This is a genomic window from Anaeromyxobacter oryzae (genome assembly GCF_023169945.1).
In the GTDB taxonomy this organism is placed as follows: domain Bacteria; phylum Myxococcota; class Myxococcia; order Myxococcales; family Anaeromyxobacteraceae; genus Anaeromyxobacter; species Anaeromyxobacter oryzae.
The window spans coordinates 2,575,394-2,591,646 of record NZ_AP025591.1 but is presented as its reverse complement, the minus strand read 5'-3'; the positions used below and the strand labels follow the sequence as shown (position 1 = coordinate 2,591,646).

The 16,253-nt window shown below is 75.6% G+C and carries 15 protein-coding genes; 5 read left to right on the top strand and 10 right to left on the bottom strand.

Annotated elements, in window-relative coordinates; all coding sequences use genetic code 11:
* Nucleotides 1-34: 34 nt before the first annotated feature.
* Together AMOR_RS11230 and AMOR_RS11225 are read right to left on the bottom strand one after the other, a co-directional pair.
* The gene (locus AMOR_RS11230; protein WP_248361053.1) at nt 35-613 is read right to left on the bottom strand and encodes an outer membrane beta-barrel protein; all 579 of its coding nucleotides are present in this window, start codon (nt 611-613) and stop codon (nt 35-37) included.
* A 123-nt stretch (nt 614-736) separates the two neighbouring features.
* Nucleotides 737-1,348, bottom strand: coding sequence for a hypothetical protein (locus tag AMOR_RS11225; protein ID WP_248361051.1), 612 nt, complete (start codon nt 1,346-1,348; stop codon nt 737-739).
* A gap of 221 nt (nt 1,349-1,569) precedes the next feature.
* Here AMOR_RS11225 and AMOR_RS11220 point away from each other — a divergent pair, with 221 nt between their 5' ends.
* Together AMOR_RS11220 and AMOR_RS11215 are read left to right on the top strand one after the other, a co-directional pair.
* Nucleotides 1,570-2,526: a 2-dehydropantoate 2-reductase gene (locus tag AMOR_RS11220; protein WP_248361049.1), complete on the top strand. Its 957-nt coding sequence runs from the start codon at nt 1,570-1,572 to the stop codon at nt 2,524-2,526.
* 242 nt (nt 2,527-2,768) lie between these two features.
* Nucleotides 2,769-3,467 (top strand): glycine cleavage system protein H, encoded by a 699-nt coding sequence (locus AMOR_RS11215; RefSeq protein ID WP_248361047.1) that lies wholly within the window; start codon nt 2,769-2,771, stop codon nt 3,465-3,467.
* On the opposite strand, the gene AMOR_RS11210 is transcribed toward AMOR_RS11215, so the two are convergent.
* A complete protein-coding gene (locus tag AMOR_RS11210; RefSeq protein WP_248361045.1) occupies nt 3,464-5,206 on the bottom strand; it encodes an acyl-CoA dehydrogenase family protein in 1,743 nt (580 codons plus the stop codon). The two genes, AMOR_RS11215 and AMOR_RS11210, sit on opposite strands and share 4 nt — an antisense overlap.
* A gap of 127 nt (nt 5,207-5,333) precedes the next feature.
* Nucleotides 5,334-6,713 carry an IgA Peptidase M64 gene (locus AMOR_RS11205; RefSeq protein WP_248361043.1) on the bottom strand — a complete coding sequence of 460 codons (1,380 nt, stop codon included), beginning with the start codon at nt 6,711-6,713 and terminating at the stop codon, nt 5,334-5,336.
* 115 nt (nt 6,714-6,828) lie between these two features.
* On the opposite strand from AMOR_RS11205, the gene AMOR_RS11200 reads away from it, so the two are divergent.
* Nucleotides 6,829-7,689 (top strand): putative selenate ABC transporter substrate-binding protein, encoded by an 861-nt coding sequence (locus AMOR_RS11200; protein ID WP_248361041.1) that lies wholly within the window; start codon nt 6,829-6,831, stop codon nt 7,687-7,689.
* On the opposite strand, the gene phnE is transcribed toward AMOR_RS11200, so the two are convergent.
* The gene (gene phnE, locus AMOR_RS11195; protein ID WP_248361039.1) at nt 7,638-9,341 is read right to left on the bottom strand and encodes a phosphonate ABC transporter, permease protein PhnE; all 1,704 of its coding nucleotides are present in this window, start codon (nt 9,339-9,341) and stop codon (nt 7,638-7,640) included. The two genes, AMOR_RS11200 and phnE, sit on opposite strands and share 52 nt — an antisense overlap.
* Entirely contained in the window at nt 9,338-10,813 is a 1,476-nt protein-coding gene (locus AMOR_RS11190) for a LysR substrate-binding domain-containing protein (protein WP_248361037.1), read from the bottom strand. Before AMOR_RS11190 ends, phnE begins: the two co-directional genes overlap by 4 nt.
* A 158-nt stretch (nt 10,814-10,971) precedes the next feature.
* On the opposite strand from AMOR_RS11190, the gene AMOR_RS11185 reads away from it, so the two are divergent.
* Entirely contained in the window at nt 10,972-11,544 is a 573-nt protein-coding gene (locus AMOR_RS11185; RefSeq protein ID WP_248361035.1) for a hypothetical protein, read from the top strand.
* Nucleotides 11,545-11,679: 135 nt separating this feature from the next.
* Nucleotides 11,680-11,886, top strand: a complete 207-nt coding sequence (locus AMOR_RS11180; protein WP_248361033.1) for a hypothetical protein — start codon at nt 11,680-11,682, stop codon at nt 11,884-11,886.
* Between the two features lie 30 nt (nt 11,887-11,916).
* On the opposite strand, the gene AMOR_RS11175 is transcribed toward AMOR_RS11180, so the two are convergent.
* From AMOR_RS11175 to AMOR_RS11160, 4 genes are all read right to left on the bottom strand, one after another.
* A complete protein-coding gene (locus tag AMOR_RS11175; RefSeq protein WP_248361031.1) occupies nt 11,917-12,636 on the bottom strand; it encodes a hypothetical protein in 720 nt (239 codons plus the stop codon).
* Between the two features lie 136 nt (nt 12,637-12,772).
* Nucleotides 12,773-13,891, bottom strand: a complete 1,119-nt coding sequence (locus tag AMOR_RS11170) for a tetratricopeptide repeat protein (protein WP_248361029.1) — start codon at nt 13,889-13,891, stop codon at nt 12,773-12,775.
* Between the two features lie 108 nt (nt 13,892-13,999).
* On the bottom strand, nt 14,000-14,548 hold the full coding sequence (locus AMOR_RS11165; protein WP_248361027.1) for a hypothetical protein: 549 nt from the start codon (nt 14,546-14,548) through the stop codon (nt 14,000-14,002).
* 13 nt (nt 14,549-14,561) lie between these two features.
* A complete protein-coding gene (locus AMOR_RS11160) occupies nt 14,562-16,154 on the bottom strand; it encodes a zinc metalloprotease (RefSeq protein ID WP_248361025.1) in 1,593 nt (530 codons plus the stop codon).
* Nucleotides 16,155-16,253: the final 99 nt, after the last annotated feature.

Here is a 16,253-nt window from a genome sequence, read left to right as displayed (position 1 = left end):
GGGGGTCGGCGCCGCCGCCGCGCGGCGCAGACCCTCACCGTACGTAGATGGAGATACCCGCGCCGGCGCCGAAGCCGGACTGCTCGTAACGGGGCCCGTTATCCACGTCGATCCGAAACATGCTGTAGGTGAGGGCGAAGTCGAGCGACACGGCCTGGACCGGGAAGTACTTCACGCCCGCGCCGACGTTCGCCGCCCACCCGTTCGCGGACAAGGACGACGCCCCCGTCGCAGAGGACTCCTGGTGCGCCCACTGGAGCCCGCCGCGCGCGAAGACGCCCACCTGCTCGCCGGCAGGGATGTCGAACTGCACCTCCGGACCGAACGCGACGCCGCTCCCATGCGAGCTGGAACCGGCCACGTCCGTCGAGCTCCGGCGGAACGAGCCACCAACCCCCAACGAGAAGGGGGGCGCGACATGGAAGAGCACCCCCGCACCGGCGGACCACGCGGTCGTGGAGATGTCCACGTTTCCGGCCGAGGTCTGGGTGGAGCTCGAGAACCCGACCGACGTGTCGCCGGTGATCTCGGCGGTTCCGCGTTCGATGTCCACCGCTCGGACGGCGACGGGCAGTGAGGCGAGCGTGGCGAGCAGCGCGAGACGCATCGACATGGCGGGGACCCCTCCCGCGCCCCGGAGGGGACGCGAGCGCACCATGCGCGATCCCCGAATGGGGGTCAAGACTGTTGGTGTATCCGGATCGCGCAGTGCCGGCGCCCCGAACGCGCCGGTCCGCTACCTCGCCGCCACCGGCGCCACCCTCGTCGCGGCGTGCTCGCGCACGCACCGGGCGAGCGCGTCGGCCCGATCACGGAGGTCCGACGACCACGCCAGCGGCCGGAAGGGATCCGTCGCGATCGCGAACCAGTAGAACCCGGTCCCCGGCCCGTACCCGGTGCCCTCGAGCCCCTGGATGATCGCGTCGACGTCCTTCACGTCGATGCCGGACTGCTTCCACAGCTCGCGGAGGTACGCGTTCCGCTCGCCGAGGCACGCCGGCTCGGGCGCGCCGGCCGCGCGGGGCGGGTAGCCCTCCGCGGCGGCGGCCACGGCGGGCGTCCCCGGAGGCAGCGCCGCGCGCGCGTTCGCGGTGGCCCGGAGCGAGGCCGCCGGCACCACGCTGAAGGAGCCGACGTGCTCGTCCTCCGTGCCCGCCTCCTCCACGCGGATGAAGCCCTCGGGGAGCTCGACCGTCTCGCCGACCCGCACGGGCTTGCCGAGGATCTCGATGCGCGCACCGTCGGTCTCGATGGTGCCGTCGCTCGGTGGGCCGGCGGCCGCGGTGCCCGGCGCGAGCGCTGCTGCGAGCGCGGCGACCGTGGTGAGGAGCGGGAGACGTCGGACCATGACTCGGCCTCCGCATCGCAAGCTCGGTCGACCGGAGACCACGCGCAAGCCTCGCCGGCCGTGCTTCGGGTGGGGTAGAACGGCGGTCGCGGCGCGCTCCGCAGTCGCGGCCCGCGCGGTGCGGGCTCGGTGCGGCCGCGGCGCGCCGATTACGGAAGCCAAGTTGGACGCGGACGGGGCGCGGGGCACGCCCTGCGACGGCCGCTCCGAAAGGAGTCCTCGTGCGGATCGCGGTGATCGGTGCCGGTGGCGTCGGCGGGCTCCTGGCAGCGCTGCTGGCGCGCGCGGGGGAGGAGGTGTCCGTCGTCGCGCGCGGGTCCGCGCTCGACGCGATCCGCGCGGCGGGGATCACGGTGGACTCGCCTCTCGGCGCGTTCACCCAGCGCGTCGCGGCGGCGTCCGACGATCCCGCCACGCTCGCGCCCGCCGACGCCGTGCTCGTGGCGGTGAAGGCGTGGCAGGTCGCGGAGCTCGCCCCGCGGCTCGCGCCGCTCGTCGCGCCCGGCGGCGTGGTCGTGCCGCTGCAGAACGGCGTCGAGGCGGCCGGCCGGCTCGCCGCGGCGCTCGGCGACGAGCGCGTCGCGGGCGGGCTCGTGAACGTGCTCGCCTGGATCACCGGGCCCGGCGCGGTGAAGCACGTGGGCGGTCCGCCGCGGCTCACCGTGGGCGAGCGCGGCGCGCGCGGCAAGCCGCCGAGCCCGCGCCTCGAGGCGCTCGCGGCGGCGCTCGGGCGAGGCGGCGCCGAGGCGACGATCTCCGGAGACATCGAGCGGGCGAGCTGGGAGAAGTTCCTCCTGATCGGACCGTGGGGCGCGGTCTCCGCGGTGGCGCGTGCGCCCATCGGCGTGGTGCGGACCGTGCCCGAGACGCGCGCGCTGCTCGAGGCCGCGATGGAGGAGCTCGCGGCGGTCGGCCGGGCGCGGGGCGTCGCGATCCCCGCGGACGCCGTGGCGCGCACGCTCGCGTTCATCGACGCCGTCATGCCCGAGGCCACCGCCTCGATGCAGCGCGACGTCGGCGCGGGCCGGCCGTCGGAGCTGGACGACCAGGCGGGGGCCGTCGTGCGGCTCGCCGCGGCGGTGGGGGTCCCCGTCCCGGTGCACGGGTTCCTCCTCGCGGCGCTCCGGCCGCAGGAGGCCGCCGCGCGGGGAGCGATCCCGCGGTTCGCTCGGACGTGAGGAATTCACCAGTCGTTGACGATCTCCACGGCGGGGCCGCTCCGCCGCGGAACCTCGACGCTTTCTCCGTCGGACCCCCTCGCGGCCGCTGAGGATCGCCACGTGGCGCCGTGCCGCACCGGGCGAACCTGCGGTAAACGCGGGCTCCTCGGGCGGCCCGCCGCTGGCCCGCGCCTTGCGCTCCTCTCCCTCGAAGAGCGCGGGCCCCAGGGGTCCGCGGTCACCGCGGAGGGAGGCACATCGTGACGACCTTCATGGAGATCCTCGAGGCCATCGGCGCTTTCGTGGTGGGCCTCGCCGCGCGGTTCGGGGCGTTCCTGGTGCTCGGGCTGGTGCTGCTCGTGCCGGCGGTGATCGTGGGCGTCTCGATCCACCTGGCGCGCCGGCGGCGCGAGCGCGGGATGACGCGCGTGGACGGCCTGGCGCTGCGGCCCGGCGCGTGGCATGCGCCGAACCACACCTGGCTCGCCGTCCACGGGCGGGGCGAGCTCGAGGTGGGGCTCGACGATCTCGCGCAGCGCATCCTCCCGTCGGTGAGCTCGGTCGAGCTGCCGCGGCCCGGCATGACCGTCCACCGGGGCGATCCCATCGCGATCCTGCGGGCGGGGCGCCGGACCGTGCGGCTCGGCTCGCCCATCGACGGCATGGTCGTGCGCGTGAACCCGCGCGTCCGCCGCGAGCCGTCGCTCGTCAAGACCGAGCCGTACGGCGGGGGCTGGCTCTTCAGCCTCGCGCCCGCGAACGCGAGCTGGCGGGAGCTGCCGCACGACGCCGAGGCGGAGCGCTGGATGCGCGCGGAGCGCGCGCGGCTCGACCGGTTCCTCGAGGCCGAGCTCGGTCTCGCCGCCGCGGACGGCGGGACGCTGCTGGTGCCGGCCCCCGCGGCGCTCGGCGAGGACGGCTGGAAGAAGCTCGTGTTCGCGTTCCTACACGCGCCCTAGACGTTGTCCCACTCGTACTTCCCGACCTCGAGGACGTGGTTCGCGACGGCGAGGACCGACGGGTCCTCGTTGTCGTCGAGCTGGGCGAGCCCCGCCTCGACGCGGCGCTCCGCCTGGCGGGCGAACGCGCGGAGGATCTCCCGCTCGACCGCGACGGCGGCCTCGCCGTGGTCCTCGATCCGCGCCGAGATGCGGGTGAGCATCGCGGCGAGGGTGAAGAGGTCGATCATCGCGTCGGCGAGGCGCCGCGTCGCGAGCTGCTGGCCGACGATGTTCTTCCCGTGGCGCCGGACCACCTTGTCGGCGGCGAGGGCGAGGTGGCGCGTGGCGCTCTCGAACCGCGCCGCGTCCTGCGCGAGCGCCGGGTGGAGGAGCGTCCAGGTCCCCTTGGTGCGGCGGAGCCCGGTCGCGAGCGCGGCCCGGCGCTTCGCGTAGTCGGACAGGACGCCGAACCCCTTGATCGGATCCGCGAGGGCGCCCTTCATCGACTCGGCGACCTCGGCGAGCTCGGCGCCCACGTCGTCCAGGGCGGTGAGCGCGATGAACAGCCGGAGGATCTCGTTCGTGCCCTCGAAGATCCGGTTGATGCGGCTGTCGCGCAGCGCGAGCTCGTACGGCAGCTCCCGCATGTACCCGCTGCCGCCCGCGATCTGGAGCGCCTCGTCGGCGGTGCGCCAGAGCGCCTCCGAGGCGAGGACCTTCGAGATCGCCGCCTCGACCTGCGTCTCCTCGAACCCGCGATCCACGAGCCCCGCGACGAGGTTCACGACGCTCTCGGCGGCGTAGCAGTCGACGACCATCTGGCCGATCTTCTGCTGGATGCTCTCGAAGCTCGCGATGGGCTTGCCGAACTGGACGCGCTCGCGCGCCTGGCGCGCCGCGAGCTCGATGAGCCGCTTCATCCCGCCCACCGATCCGCCGCCGAGCCCGGTGCGGCCGGCGTTCAGGATCCGCATCGCGACCTTGAAGCCCTTCCCGACCTCGCCGAGCACGTTGCCGGCGGGCACCCGCACGTCCTCGAGCACGACCGTGGTCGTCGAGGAGGCGCGGATCCCCATCTTGTCCTCGTGGGGACCGGTGGAGACGCCCTTCAGGTCGCGCGTCACGACGAACGCGGTGATGTGCCCGCGGCCCTCGAGCGACGTCTTCGCGAAGACGGTGAAGAAGTCGGCGATGCCGCCGTTCGTGATCCAGAGCTTCTCGCCGTTCAGCACCCAGTCGTCGCCGTCGCGCACGGCGGTCGTCTTGATGCCCGCGGCGTCCGAGCCCGCGCCCGGCTCGGTGAGGCAGAACGCGGCGACCAGCTCGCCGGTCGCGAGCCGCGGCAGCCACCGCGCCTTCTGCTCCTCCGTCCCGAACAGGAGGAGGCCGCGCATGCCGATCGAGCTGTGGGCGCCGACCGTGACGGCGGCGGACGCGTCGTACTTCCCGAGCTCCTGCACGACGCGCGAGTAGGCGGTGGCCCCGAGGCCGAGCCCGCCGAAGCGCTCCGGCACGACCACGCTGAAGAGCCCCGCCTCCTTGAGCTCCTGCACGAACCCCGGCGGCATCTCGCCGGCCCGGTCCCAGGCGCGGAAGTCCTTCTCGCGGCCGCCGAGCAGGCCCTTGAGGGACTGGAAGATCGCGTGCAGCGTCTCCTTGTCCGCGACCTTCGGCTCCGGGTAGGGGACGAGGATCTCCTCCTCGATGTGGCCCATCGCGAGGGAGCGCATGAAGCTGGCGGTCTTCTTGTCGACCATGACGACCTCCGTCACCGACGGGGTGCGCGACGACGCCTGACTCTCGAATCATGACGCGCCGCGCCAACGAACGCAACACCCGGGTCCGGCAACCCGATCGTCGATCGGTCGCCCCCGGAGCGGGAGGTCAGCGGGCCGAGTAGAGGTCGATCACGCGCGAGAGCGCGCGCTGGCACACGGCGCAGAAGGGGACGGGGTTCCGGGTGAACATGATGCAGTCCACCTGGGGGCGGTAGTAGCCGTTCGCCTCGTAGTTCGCCCCCTCGAACGCGCCGACCGCGCTCGCGTACCGCGCGGCGCCGAGGAGCGCGGTCTCCTCCTTCTGCTCGGCGAGGAAGAGCGCGTCCATCTCCGCCTCGGGCCGGTTGGCGGCGCGGATCTTCCGGCGGCGCTCCTGGAACTCCTTCGAGCGCTTCGTGAAGACGTCCTTCGGCCAGGGCGTCGGGAGCGGCGTCCCCGGCGTCACGAGGTCCGCCCACTTCGCCGCCTTCGGATCCGCGGTCGCGTTCGGCTCCCACGGCTCGGGCCGGTCCTGCGTCGCGAGGTACGCCGTGTCCGAGGTGAAGTACTCGTCGGCGAGGTTGCCGAGGGAGTGTCCGAGCTCGTGCACGAAGATGTAGTCGGACCACCGGCTGTCGGCGGCCACGGTGACGTAGAGGCCGAAGATCCCGCCGCCGCCGTACGTCTGGCCGTTCACGAGGATCGCGAGGGCGTCGTAGGGCGCGAACGACGCGACGTCGCGCATGGCGCGGTTCTCGAACGTGAGGACGTACCGCTCGGATCCGAACGCGTCGTACGTCGCGCCGATCCGGCTCCGGCGGTGTTGCCCCGTGAGCGGGCGCGAGACCCCGCGCTCCTCGGACGGCGGGCACAGCCCCCAGACGTTGAAGTCGCTCCGCCGCGACTTGAACGGCTCGTGCTCGAAGAGCACCGCCACGAGCCGCCGCGCGTCCTTCTCGAACTTCGCCCGGTCCTTCTCGGTGTAGCCGTCGCCGAGCAGGAGGAGGTCGAGCTTCTCGGTGGGGTCGCCGCTCCGCAGGAGCTCGATGACCGGCCCCGGCGAGGGCGGCCGCGCGGTGTCGACGAAGCGGTCGGCCGGATCGACGACGAGCGTCCAGATCTCCTTGAAGGCGTTCCGCTCCCCGCGCTTCTTCACGATCACCTGCACCGGCCGCTCCGGCGCCGGGAACCGGAGCGACTCGGAGAAGGTCCGGTTCGCCTTCCGCGCCTCGTCGGTCGTCTCCCACTCCCCGTAGATCGACGAGAAGCCGCGCGAGTAGAGGACGCGGTTCGTGTCGAGGTCTCGGACCTCGAAGAAGTACTTCCCGAGGTTCGTCTCGTCGATGGGGCGCGCCGGGTTGCCCGGGAAGGGCAGCGGCTCGAGCACGAGCCGGTCGAGGGCGAAGCGCTCTTCCGTGGCGTTGCCGGTGTGGAAGTAGTCGACGCGGAGGGTCCGGGGCGGCTGGGGCGCGGCGGCGAGGGCCGCGGCGACGAGGAGGCCGAGCATGCGGGGGAGTCTACCCGCGGGTTCCCCGACCGGGCCCGCATTTGTCGCTGACGCGGGCGGGGACCGCGGGTTAGTCGTACCGTCCGCCGCCCCGCTCCGGAGGAGATCCGCCGCCATGTCCCGCCCCGCCCTCGCCGCCGCGCTGGTCCTCGCCCTCGCCGTCCCCGCCGCCACGCGCGCGCAGCCGAAGCCCGTGCTGCGCGTCACCGCGATCCCCGACGAGGCGCCCAACGAGCTCATCCGCAAGTTCGAGCCGCTCGGCGCGTACCTCTCGAAGCAGGTCGGGATGGAGGTGAAGTTCGTGCCGGTGACGGACTACCCGGCGGTCGTCGAGGGGCTCGCCGGCGGGCACGTCGACCTCGCCTGGCTGGGCGGCTTCACCTTCGTGCAGGCGCGGCGCCGGACGGGCAACGCCATCCCCATCGTCCAGCGCGCCGAGGACGCCCACTTCCACTCCAAGTTCATCACGCGGCCCGGATCCGGGATCTCGAGGCTCGAGGACCTGAAGGGGAAGACGTTCGCGTTCGGCTCGCCGTCGTCCACGTCCGGTCACCTCATGCCCCGCTACTACCTCCTGCAGGCGGGGATCGACCCGGAGAAGGACTTCTCGCACTTCGCCTTCTCCGGCACGCACGACGCGACGGCGAAGTGGGTCGAGGGCGGCAAGGTGGACGCCGGCGCGCTCAACGAGTCGGTCTGGAAGAAGCTCGTCGACGAGAAGAAGATCGACCCGGCGAAGGTCGTGGTCTTCTACACGACGCCGGACTTCTACGACTACAACTGGACCGTCCGCGGCGACCTCGACCCGAAGCTCGTGCAGAAGCTCAAGGCGGCCTTCCTCGCCCTCGACCCGGCGAACCCGGAGCAGAAGAAGATCCTCGACCTCCAGCGGGCGAGCCGCTACGTCGAGACGCGTCCCGAGAACTACGCGGGGATCGAGTCGGCGGCCCGGAGCGCCGGGCTCGTGAAGGACTGACCGGCGCGCGGGAGGACGATCCGCGACCGGACCCACCCGCTCGCGCCGTCGACGAGGAGCACGAGGACGAGCACCGCGAGGACGAGCGCGGACGCCCGGCTCCACTGGAACCACGAGAGCGCGAGGTACAGCTCGCGCCCGAGGCCGCCCGCGCCGACGACGCCGAGGACCGCGGCCGCCCGCACGTTCACCTCGAAGCGGTAGAGCGTGTACGCGACGAGCTGCGGGAGCGCCTGAGGCAGCACGCCGAGCGCGGCCGCGGCCGCCGGCGTCGCGCCGCCGGCGCGGAGCGCGAGGACGGGCCCCTCGGGGACCTCCTCGAGCGCCTCCGCGTAGAGCCGGCCGAGGACCCCGCCGGTGTGGACCGCGAGCGCGAGGGCGCCCGCGAACGGGCCGAGGCCGACGGCGAAGGTGAAGAGCAGCGCCCAGAGCAGCTCGGGGAGCGTCCGCCCGAGGGCGAGCACCGCGCGGGCGAGCACCGCCACCGCGCGCCGGAGCCCGCGGGTGAGCGCGCGGTCACGGCCGCCGCCGACCGTCGCGAGGCGCGGCGCGGCGAGCGCGCCGATCGCGAGCCCCGCGGCGGCGGCCAGCGCGGTGCCGAGCACGCTCACCGCGAGCGTCTCGCCGGCGGCGGGGAGGAGGCCGCGGAGCAGGCCCGGCGAGAGGTCCGGCGGCCAGAGGCGGCGCGCGAACTCGCCCATCCCGCCGAGGGCGCTCGCCGAGAGGACCGCGCCCGGCGAGAGGTCGAGGAGGTGCGCCGACGCGACCGCGGCGGCGGCGATCGCGACCGCCGCGGCCGCCCACCGCGCGAGCTCGCCGCGCGAGGTCGGGAAGACGGAGCGCTGCGCGCGGAGCCGGCGACGGATCGCCGCCGAGGCGAGGTCCACCGCGCCCACCAGGACGAACAGCGCGACGATCCAGGTCGCCACCTCGTCGTACGCGAGCATCTTCAGCGCGAGCTCGATCTCCTGCCCCGCGCCGCCCGCGCCGACGAGCCCGAGCACCGCGGACGTGCGCAGCGCGCAGTCGAAGCGGTACAGCGTGTACGAGACGAGGAGCGGACGCGCCGCGGGCAGCACGCCGAGGACCAGCGCCGCGCCCGGCCGGGCGCCGGAGGCGGCGAGCGCCTCGGCGGGGCGGCGCGGTGCCGACTCGAGGATCTCCGCGTACACCTTCCCGAGCACGCCGGCGTAGGAGACGCCGAGGGCGAGCACGCCCGGGAGCGGTCCGATCCCGACGGCGCGGACGAACAGCAGCGCCCAGACCACCTCCGGGATCGACCGGAGCACCGCGAGGACACCGCGCGCGCCGGCGTGGAGCGCGCGGCGCGCGGGGCCGGCCCGCCGGCCGCACGCAGCGTGCACGTCGGGCGACACCGCGAGCAGCGCGAGCGGCGCGGCGAGGACGAGGGCGAGGCCGAGGCCGAGGACCGCGATGGCGACGGTCTCCGCGAGGGGACGCGCGAGGCGGCCGAGGAGCTCCGGCGAGTGGGCGGGCGGCCAGAACCCCCGGGCGAGGTCGGCGAGGGCGCGCCGCGCATCGGGGCCGGCGAGCGCGGACAGGCTCCCCTCCGCACCGCGCCACGCGGCGAGGAGCGCGAGGACCCCCGCGAGGAACGGCACCCGCAGCCAGAACGGGCGCGGCGCCGTCACGCCGGGCCCCGGGCCCGCGCCGCCTCGGCGCGGACGAGATCGAGCAGCGCCCGCGCCGTTTCGGGCAGCGGGCGATCGCGCCGGACCGCCGCGTACACGCGGCGCGGGATCCGCAGCCGCTCGACGGGGACCTCTCGCACCCGGCCGGCGGCGAGGTCGGCCGCGGCGGAGAGGCGGGACGCGAAGCCGACGCCGAGGCCCGCCGCGATCGCGCCGAGGAGCGCCGCCGGGCTGCCCGCCTCGGCGACCTGCGCCGCCGGGTCGAGCGGGCTGCCCATCTCGGCGAGCTGGGCCTCCACGATCCGGCGCGTGGCGGAGCCGCGCTCGCGGTCCACCCGCGGCAGGCGCGCGAGGTCGGACGCGGGGAGCGGCGCCGCACCGAGCCCCAGGCCTCCGAGCGCCGGTGCGGCGAGGAGCACGATCTCGTCCTCGAGGACGTCCTCGAACACGAGATCCGGGTGGAGGTCGCGCGCGCCGACGAGCGCGACCTCGGCGTCGCCGCCGAGGAGCGCGTCCAGCGCCGCGCCGGTGTCCGACACCGACAGGTGCACGCAGACGTCGGGGTGCGCGGCGCGGAGCGCGGGGAGCACGCGCGGGAGGAGGTGGTCGCCGGGGAGGGTCGAGGCGGCGACGCGGAGCGGCGGCCCGCTCGAGCCGCGGAGCGCCGGGAGCGGCGTGGTCGCGATCCGCTCGCCGGAGGGCGTCGCGCCGAGCGGCTGGTACAGGCGGGCGAGGTCGGCCGCGCCGACGCGCTCGCGGGGGAGATCGAAGAGCACCTCGCCGGCGCGGAGGCCGACGACGCGCGGGAAGAACGGCAGGACGGGCTCGAGGAGGTGCGTCGAGACCACGAGCGTCCGCCCCTCTGCGGCGGAGACGAGGAGCCGGAGCACCTCGGCCGCGCGGGCCGGATCCACCGAGGCGAGCGGCTCGTCCGCGAGGAGCAGGTCGGGAGACTGGTGCAGCACGCGCGCGACCGCGACGCGCTGCTGCTCGCCGCCGGAGAGCCGCTCGAGCCGCTCGTCCAGCTTGTGCTCGAGCCCGACCCGGGCGAGCACCGCGGCGACGCGGGCGCGCTCCGCGCCGCTCGCGCCCCCGAGGGCGAGGGCTGCGAGGGTCGACGAGCCGACCCGGCCCATCCGGACGTTCTCGAGGACGCTCGCCTGCGCGACGAGGTGGAGCTGCTGCCAGATCGTCCCGACGCGGGCGCGGAGCGCGCGAAGCCGCCCTGCGCCGAGCGTCGCGGGGTCCTCCCCGAGCACTCGCGCCACCCCGGCGGTGGGGAACAGGGAGGTGTTCGCGAGCCGGAGGAGGGTGGACTTGCCAGCGCCGGAGGGGCCGATGATGGCGACCCGCTCGCCGGATCGGATCGCGAGCCGCACGCCGGCGAGGGCGCGCGCCGCCCGGTAGTCGACGGTGGCTCCCTCGAGCTCGAGCGCGGGGGGGAGGGGCTCCGCGGTGGGCGTTCCTCCCACCGCGCCTCCTGTCTCCGGCGTTCGCATCCGCGCTACCTTAACCGACGGGGCGCCCGTGCGCCGGGCCTGCGCCTTTCGGCGGCCCGCGGAGAATACGCGTCCCTGGCCGCACGTCAGCCTTCACGAGGAACGAACTCGACACCCCAGGAGAACCCATCATGAACCGCCTCCCGCTCGTCCTCGCCGCCGCGCTCGCGCTCCCTGCCGCGGCGAGCGCGCAGACCGCCCGCGATCGCGCCGAGGACCGCCACGAGCTCCGCCAGGACCGGCGCGAGCGCGCCGACGACCGGCGCGATCTCGCCCGCCTCGAGGGGCTGCAGGCGCGCTTCGACGCCGCGCGCCGCCGCGGCGACCGCCGCGAGATCGCCGCCGTCGACGAGGCGCTCGCGCGCGAGCTCCGGGCCGAGCGCCACGAGACCCGTGTCGAGGCGGCGCGCGATCGCGACGAGTTCCGGCGCGACCGGCAGGAAGGTGACCGCCACGACGCGCGCGACGACCGCCGCGATCTCGCGATCGAGCGCCGCGTCGCCGAGCGGCGCGCCGCGATCGGGGACGAGCTGCGCGGTCTCCGGGGCCGGTTCGGTCGCCCCGCGGTCGAGCGCCGGGGCATCCTCATCGCCGAGCTCGTCGACCTCGCCCGGGGCGAGCTCGCCCAGGACCGGCGCGAGCTGCGCGAGGATCGTCGCGAGCTGCGCCAGGACGGCGGCGCTCCGTTCGGCGCGCCCCGGTAGACCCGGCGAGCGGGGCGGGGGCGCAGCCCCCGTGAGATTGTCCCGGGTTCCCCCCCGCTCGGGGCCCCTTCCGCCCCGTCCCGGATCGGGCGGAAGGGGTTGCATCCTGCGCAGATCGCGGTCTACTTACGGGGCATGATGCAGCGGAACGAGCAGCGGCCGCCCCGGATCCCGCCGGTGAGCCCGAAGGATCTGCTCGAGTTCCGCCCGTGGATGCTCGCACTGGCGGTGTTCCTCGCCTGCGCGATCGGCATCGCGATCATGGAGCAGGTGCCGGATCCGCGGGCGGTGTTCGCGCAGGCGTCTCCGCAGGACGGCGCGCAGGCGCCGCGAGCGCCGTAGCGCGGCCCTCTCCGCGCCGGCGGTATCGGGCTAGCGCTTCGCCCGCCGCGCAGGCTTGGCGCTCGTGCCTTTCCGCGCTTTCCGCGGCGCCGGGCGCGCCGCCGGCTTCCGGCTGGCGGCCTTCCGCTTCGCTCCGGACGCCTTCGGCGCCGCCGCCACCTTCTTCGTCGCCTTCGCTCCGGCCGGCTTCTTCCGCGCGGCGGCTGCCTTCGCCGGAGCCTTCGCGACCTTCGCCTTCGCCTTCGCTGCCGCCGGCCTCGGCGCGGCCTTCGCGGCAGTCGCCTTCGCGGCCACCTTCCTGGGCGACGGCTTCGCGGTCGCCGCCGCGACGGTCACCGCGGGCGCGGCGCTGGCCGCGCCGTCGCTGCCGTTCGTGCGCGGCGCCGGGGCCGGCGCGGGCGCGATGCCCGGGACCTCGAGCGCGACGTTGCGCGGGGCGTCGAGCACGCGCCCGGTCTTGCACCACGCTGCGAACGCCTCCGAGTCCTTGAACATCGACGCGCGCGCGGGATCCTGGCGCGGGCTGTACGCGCGGGCGACGACCTGCCGCGGCGGGAACGTGCGCTCGCGGTGGGTCACCACCTCGACCGCCTCCGCGCCCGCGACGAACTCCGGGCGGTAGCTCCGCTTCACGCGGTCCGCCGCCGGCACCCCGGGGTCGTCGTCGAGGTGGATGATCGTCTCGTCGCCGCAGTCGATCCCGTGGCTCCAGCGACCGCCCTTCCGTGCCCGGATGTGATCACCGATCATGTCGTGCCCTCTCGCCGGTCGTCCTCTGCGTGTGGAGCGCGATGCTACCGCCCGGCCGCGGGCGCGGGCAACGCGGGCGTCGCCTCACGAGCGGTGCGGCCCCTCCGGAGGAGCGGCCGCCTGCCCGCGCTCCATCTCATCGTGACGGGCTGCCGCCGGCCGCGGCGTCCGAGGGACGGACCGGGTCGTCGCGGAGGAAGCAGCCCTCGTCCAGCCCGAGCCGGCAGGCCCGATCGAGCAGCGCCCCCGCGCGGCCCTCGTCGCGGGGCACGCCGGCGCCGAACCGGTGGAGGACCCCGAGATCGGCGCAGGCCCTCGCGACGCCGCCGTCGCACGCACGTGCGTAGAGCGCGGCGGCGCGCCTCCCGTCCCCGGGGACCTCGCGGCCTTCCTGGACGAGCCGCCCGAGGCGCGCGCACGCGTCGAGGACGCCGCGGTCGCAGGCGGCCTCGACGAGCGCCGGCGCGCTCGCGTCGTCGATGACCGCCGACGGCCCGCCGAGCCAGCGCGAAGCGGCGTCGAGGCAGGCCGCGGGGCCGAGCGCGGCGCAGTGGCCGCGGAGCAGGTCCGCCCCACGGCCTGCGCCGCCCCCGCGGTCCGCGAGCAGCGCGATCCCGAGCCGCGCGCACGCGGCCTCGCTCTCGGCCGCGCAGCCGCGCTCCAGCCAGGTCCGGGCGGCGTCCGGAGCGCCGCGATCCGCGCGCTCGGCGCAGGCGTCGCCCTCGCCGAGGCGACACGCGCGCTCGAGGAGCGCCGGCCCGCGCGCCGCGTCGCCGCGCGCGACCGCGAGGCAGGCGGCTCCGTCGCCGAGATCGCAGGCGCGCTCGCGGAGCGCCGCCGCGCGCGCGGGGTCCGCCACCGTGCCCGCGAGGGCGGCGCACGCGCGGGGCGCACCGAGCGCGCAGCCGTCCTCGCGCGCAGCGGCAGCGCCGGCGGGGTCGCCGCCGGCGAGGAGGAGCGCCGCGAGCCGCCCGCAGGCATCGCCGAGCCCGGCACGGCACGCCCGGGCGTGGAGCGCCCGGGCGCGGGCGGGATCGGCCGGAAGCCCCTCCGTCCCCTCGAGCGCCTCGCCGAGCGCCTCGCACGCGCGCGGAGAGCCGGCGTCGCAGACCTCGGCGAGCGCGTGGGCGCAGCCCGGCGCCCCGCCGGCGGGGGCGGGCGCGCGCGGCAGCAGCCGCGCGTGCGCGTCGCAGGCCGAGGCGGGCGGGGCGGGCGCGGCGACGAGCACGAGGGAGACGGCGAACGCGGCGAGCACGATCGAAGGCTACAGGCTACAGGGCCCGGGCTGACAGGCCAAAGGCTTCGGTCCGCGATGTCTCGCTCCTCGCGGGAAGCCCGGCGCCTCTCCCGGAGGCCTCGGCCCTCACCGGCTGCAGCGCTCGAGCGCCTTCCCGAACCGCGCCCGCGTGGCGCCGCCTTCCTTCCCCGCCTGCGCGCGGATCGCGTCGCACGCGCCCGGGGCGCCGGCGGCGAGCACCTCGGCGGCGGTGGCGCGCGCACCGGGGTCTCCGTCCGCGAGCAGCGGCTTCACCTCGCGGGCGAGCCGGTCGGCGGGGAGGAGCCGGCCGAGCCCGCGGATCGCGCCGTGCCGCACGATGCGGGGTGCGCCCGGGGCGTGCAGCTGTGCGAGGTGGACGGCCTCCGCGCGATCGCCGCCGAGCGCGGCGAGGCCCTGGAGCGCGAGGGCCCGGCGGGTCGGGAACTCGCCGGGATCCTCGGCGACGCGCGCCAGCGTCGGGATCGCGTCCGGCCCCAGGGAGCGCCAGGCCTCGTCCGTCACCGGCCGGTCGATCGCGCCGAGGTAGCTCTGGATCGCCGCCTCGCGCGTGTCCGGCGAGAGCGCCGGCGGGCTCGGCGTCGTGGCCGGGCCGGCGGCGAGGGCGAGCGCGAGGGCGAGGGCGAGGGCGATCACGGGCGCTCCTCCATCAGTGGACCGCCGGGTTCGAGCGCATCACCTCGCCCTGCTGGGGCGAGAGCGCGCCGGTGGAGAAATCCGGGTCGACGAGCCAGAACATGAGGTTGTCGGCGCCGCCGCAGCCCGCGACCTTGCCGCTGCAAGAGGACGAGAAGAGCTTCACGTTCCCGTTCGGGCACTGCGCGCGCTGCGCGGCGGGCGCGCACGTGTCGCAGGCGCAGGAGGCGGTGTCGGTCAGCGGGTCGAAGAACGTCCCCGACGACTCGGTCGTGTGGTACAGGCCGAGCCAGTGGCCCGCCTCGTGCGCGGCGATGTACGCGACCTGATCGGTGCCGCAGCGGGCCACGTCCGCGGGGCCGGAGCAGGCACCGGCCGTCCGCTCGAGGCCGAAGTTGGCGAGCACGACGGCGGCGCCGCTGTTCAGCGTCCCTGGCACCGCGGACGGCCCCGGGATCGAGCCGTCGATCCCGACGATGACCGCGCCGCCGCCCGGGGCGGTCGCCGTGACGATCGTGTCGACGAAGAACAGGTGGACGCCGCTCTCCGGCGCGGCGAGGGTGAAGAGCCTCGGCATCGGCGAGCACGGGTCGGACTTGTCGATGTCGAGATCGTGGAAATCGCTCCGCGCCCAGTCGGGCATCGCGTGGACCCGGACGGTCCCGAGACACACGCCGACTCGGGAGAAGAGCTGGGAGAGCGTCGAGACGAAGCGCTGGAAGTGCCGCGCCGTGTCGTTCGTCGCGGGGTCCGCGGTGGCGTCGGCGGCCGTCAGGGTGGGGTGGTCGGGGTCCTGGGACACGAAGTAGACGTCCGCGTCGAGCGTGCCGGTCCCGTCGAGCGTGCCGGGCCGCGTGAGGATCTTCACGTCGTAGATGCCGTTCGCGTGGTCGGCCGTGCAGCCGAGCACCTTGCACTCGGCCGCGGTGTCGGTGAGCGTGAACTGCCACGTGCCGGCGGGGAGCCCGCCCGTCGAGCGGACGATGTCGAGCGCTCGCGAGGTGTTCGGGAGCGTCATCACCCCGGTGGACGGTTGGAACCCGACGTACTGCGCGAAGAGGGTGCTCGGGTCCGCCGGGATGGCGGCGAGGTCGTCGTAGTACTGGACGGAGCCAGGGGCGAGGAGGTTCGTCGGCTGCACGGTGTTCGGAAACGACACGTCCTGCCCGCCCTGCTTCAGCGTCACGTCGTTCACCGCGGACCCGTCCACCTCCTGCGAGACGATGCTGAAGCTCGTGGTCTTCTCGGGCACCTCGAACTGGATCACCGAGCCGACGGGGTGGGCGCCCTTGTCCTGGACCTGCGCGGCCGGGAAGGACGGGGCGATGGAGCGGACGGGCAGCGCGCACGGCGGATCGGGGATCGGATCCGGCCGCGAGGCCGGGACCACCGGCTCGGCGAGGACGATCTGCGCCGTCGTCGTGCACGCGCCCACGGGCAGCGTCGCCGCGCAGGTCTGCTCGACGCAGTAGAGCCCCTGCTGGCAATCGGAGGCGCTGTTGCACCGCTCCCCCACGCGCCGGCCGCTCGGGCCTCGCCGATCGAAGCCGGGGTTGCCGCAGGCGGCCACGAGAGCGGCGAGGAGCGCCAGGCGCGAGGTGCGCACCACCGGCTGGATCTAAGTGCGGGGGACGAGGGGCGCGACGGCACGCCGAGGGCGGTGCGGCGCCGAGCCCCGACGCCATCGCCTTCCGAGCGCTCGCCG

Bases quoted from the DNA above. Each gene is read 5' to 3' on its own strand.
- AMOR_RS11210 (WP_248361045.1), bottom strand. From the start codon at position 5,206: ATGGTCGACAAGAAGACCGCCAGCTTCATGCGCTCCCTCGCGATGGGC.
- AMOR_RS11230 (WP_248361053.1), bottom strand. From the start codon at position 613: ATGTCGATGCGTCTCGCGCTGCTCGCCACGCTCGCCTCACTGCCCGTC.
- AMOR_RS11185 (WP_248361035.1), top strand. From the start codon at position 10,972: ATGAACCGCCTCCCGCTCGTCCTCGCCGCCGCGCTCGCGCTCCCTGCC.
- AMOR_RS11180 (WP_248361033.1), top strand. From the start codon at position 11,680: ATGATGCAGCGGAACGAGCAGCGGCCGCCCCGGATCCCGCCGGTGAGC.
- AMOR_RS11200 (WP_248361041.1), top strand. From the start codon at position 6,829: ATGTCCCGCCCCGCCCTCGCCGCCGCGCTGGTCCTCGCCCTCGCCGTC.
- AMOR_RS11225 (WP_248361051.1), bottom strand. From the start codon at position 1,348: ATGGTCCGACGTCTCCCGCTCCTCACCACGGTCGCCGCGCTCGCAGCA.
- AMOR_RS11175 (WP_248361031.1), bottom strand. From the start codon at position 12,636: ATGATCGGTGATCACATCCGGGCACGGAAGGGCGGTCGCTGGAGCCAC.
- AMOR_RS11205 (WP_248361043.1), bottom strand. From the start codon at position 6,713: ATGCTCGGCCTCCTCGTCGCCGCGGCCCTCGCCGCCGCGCCCCAGCCG.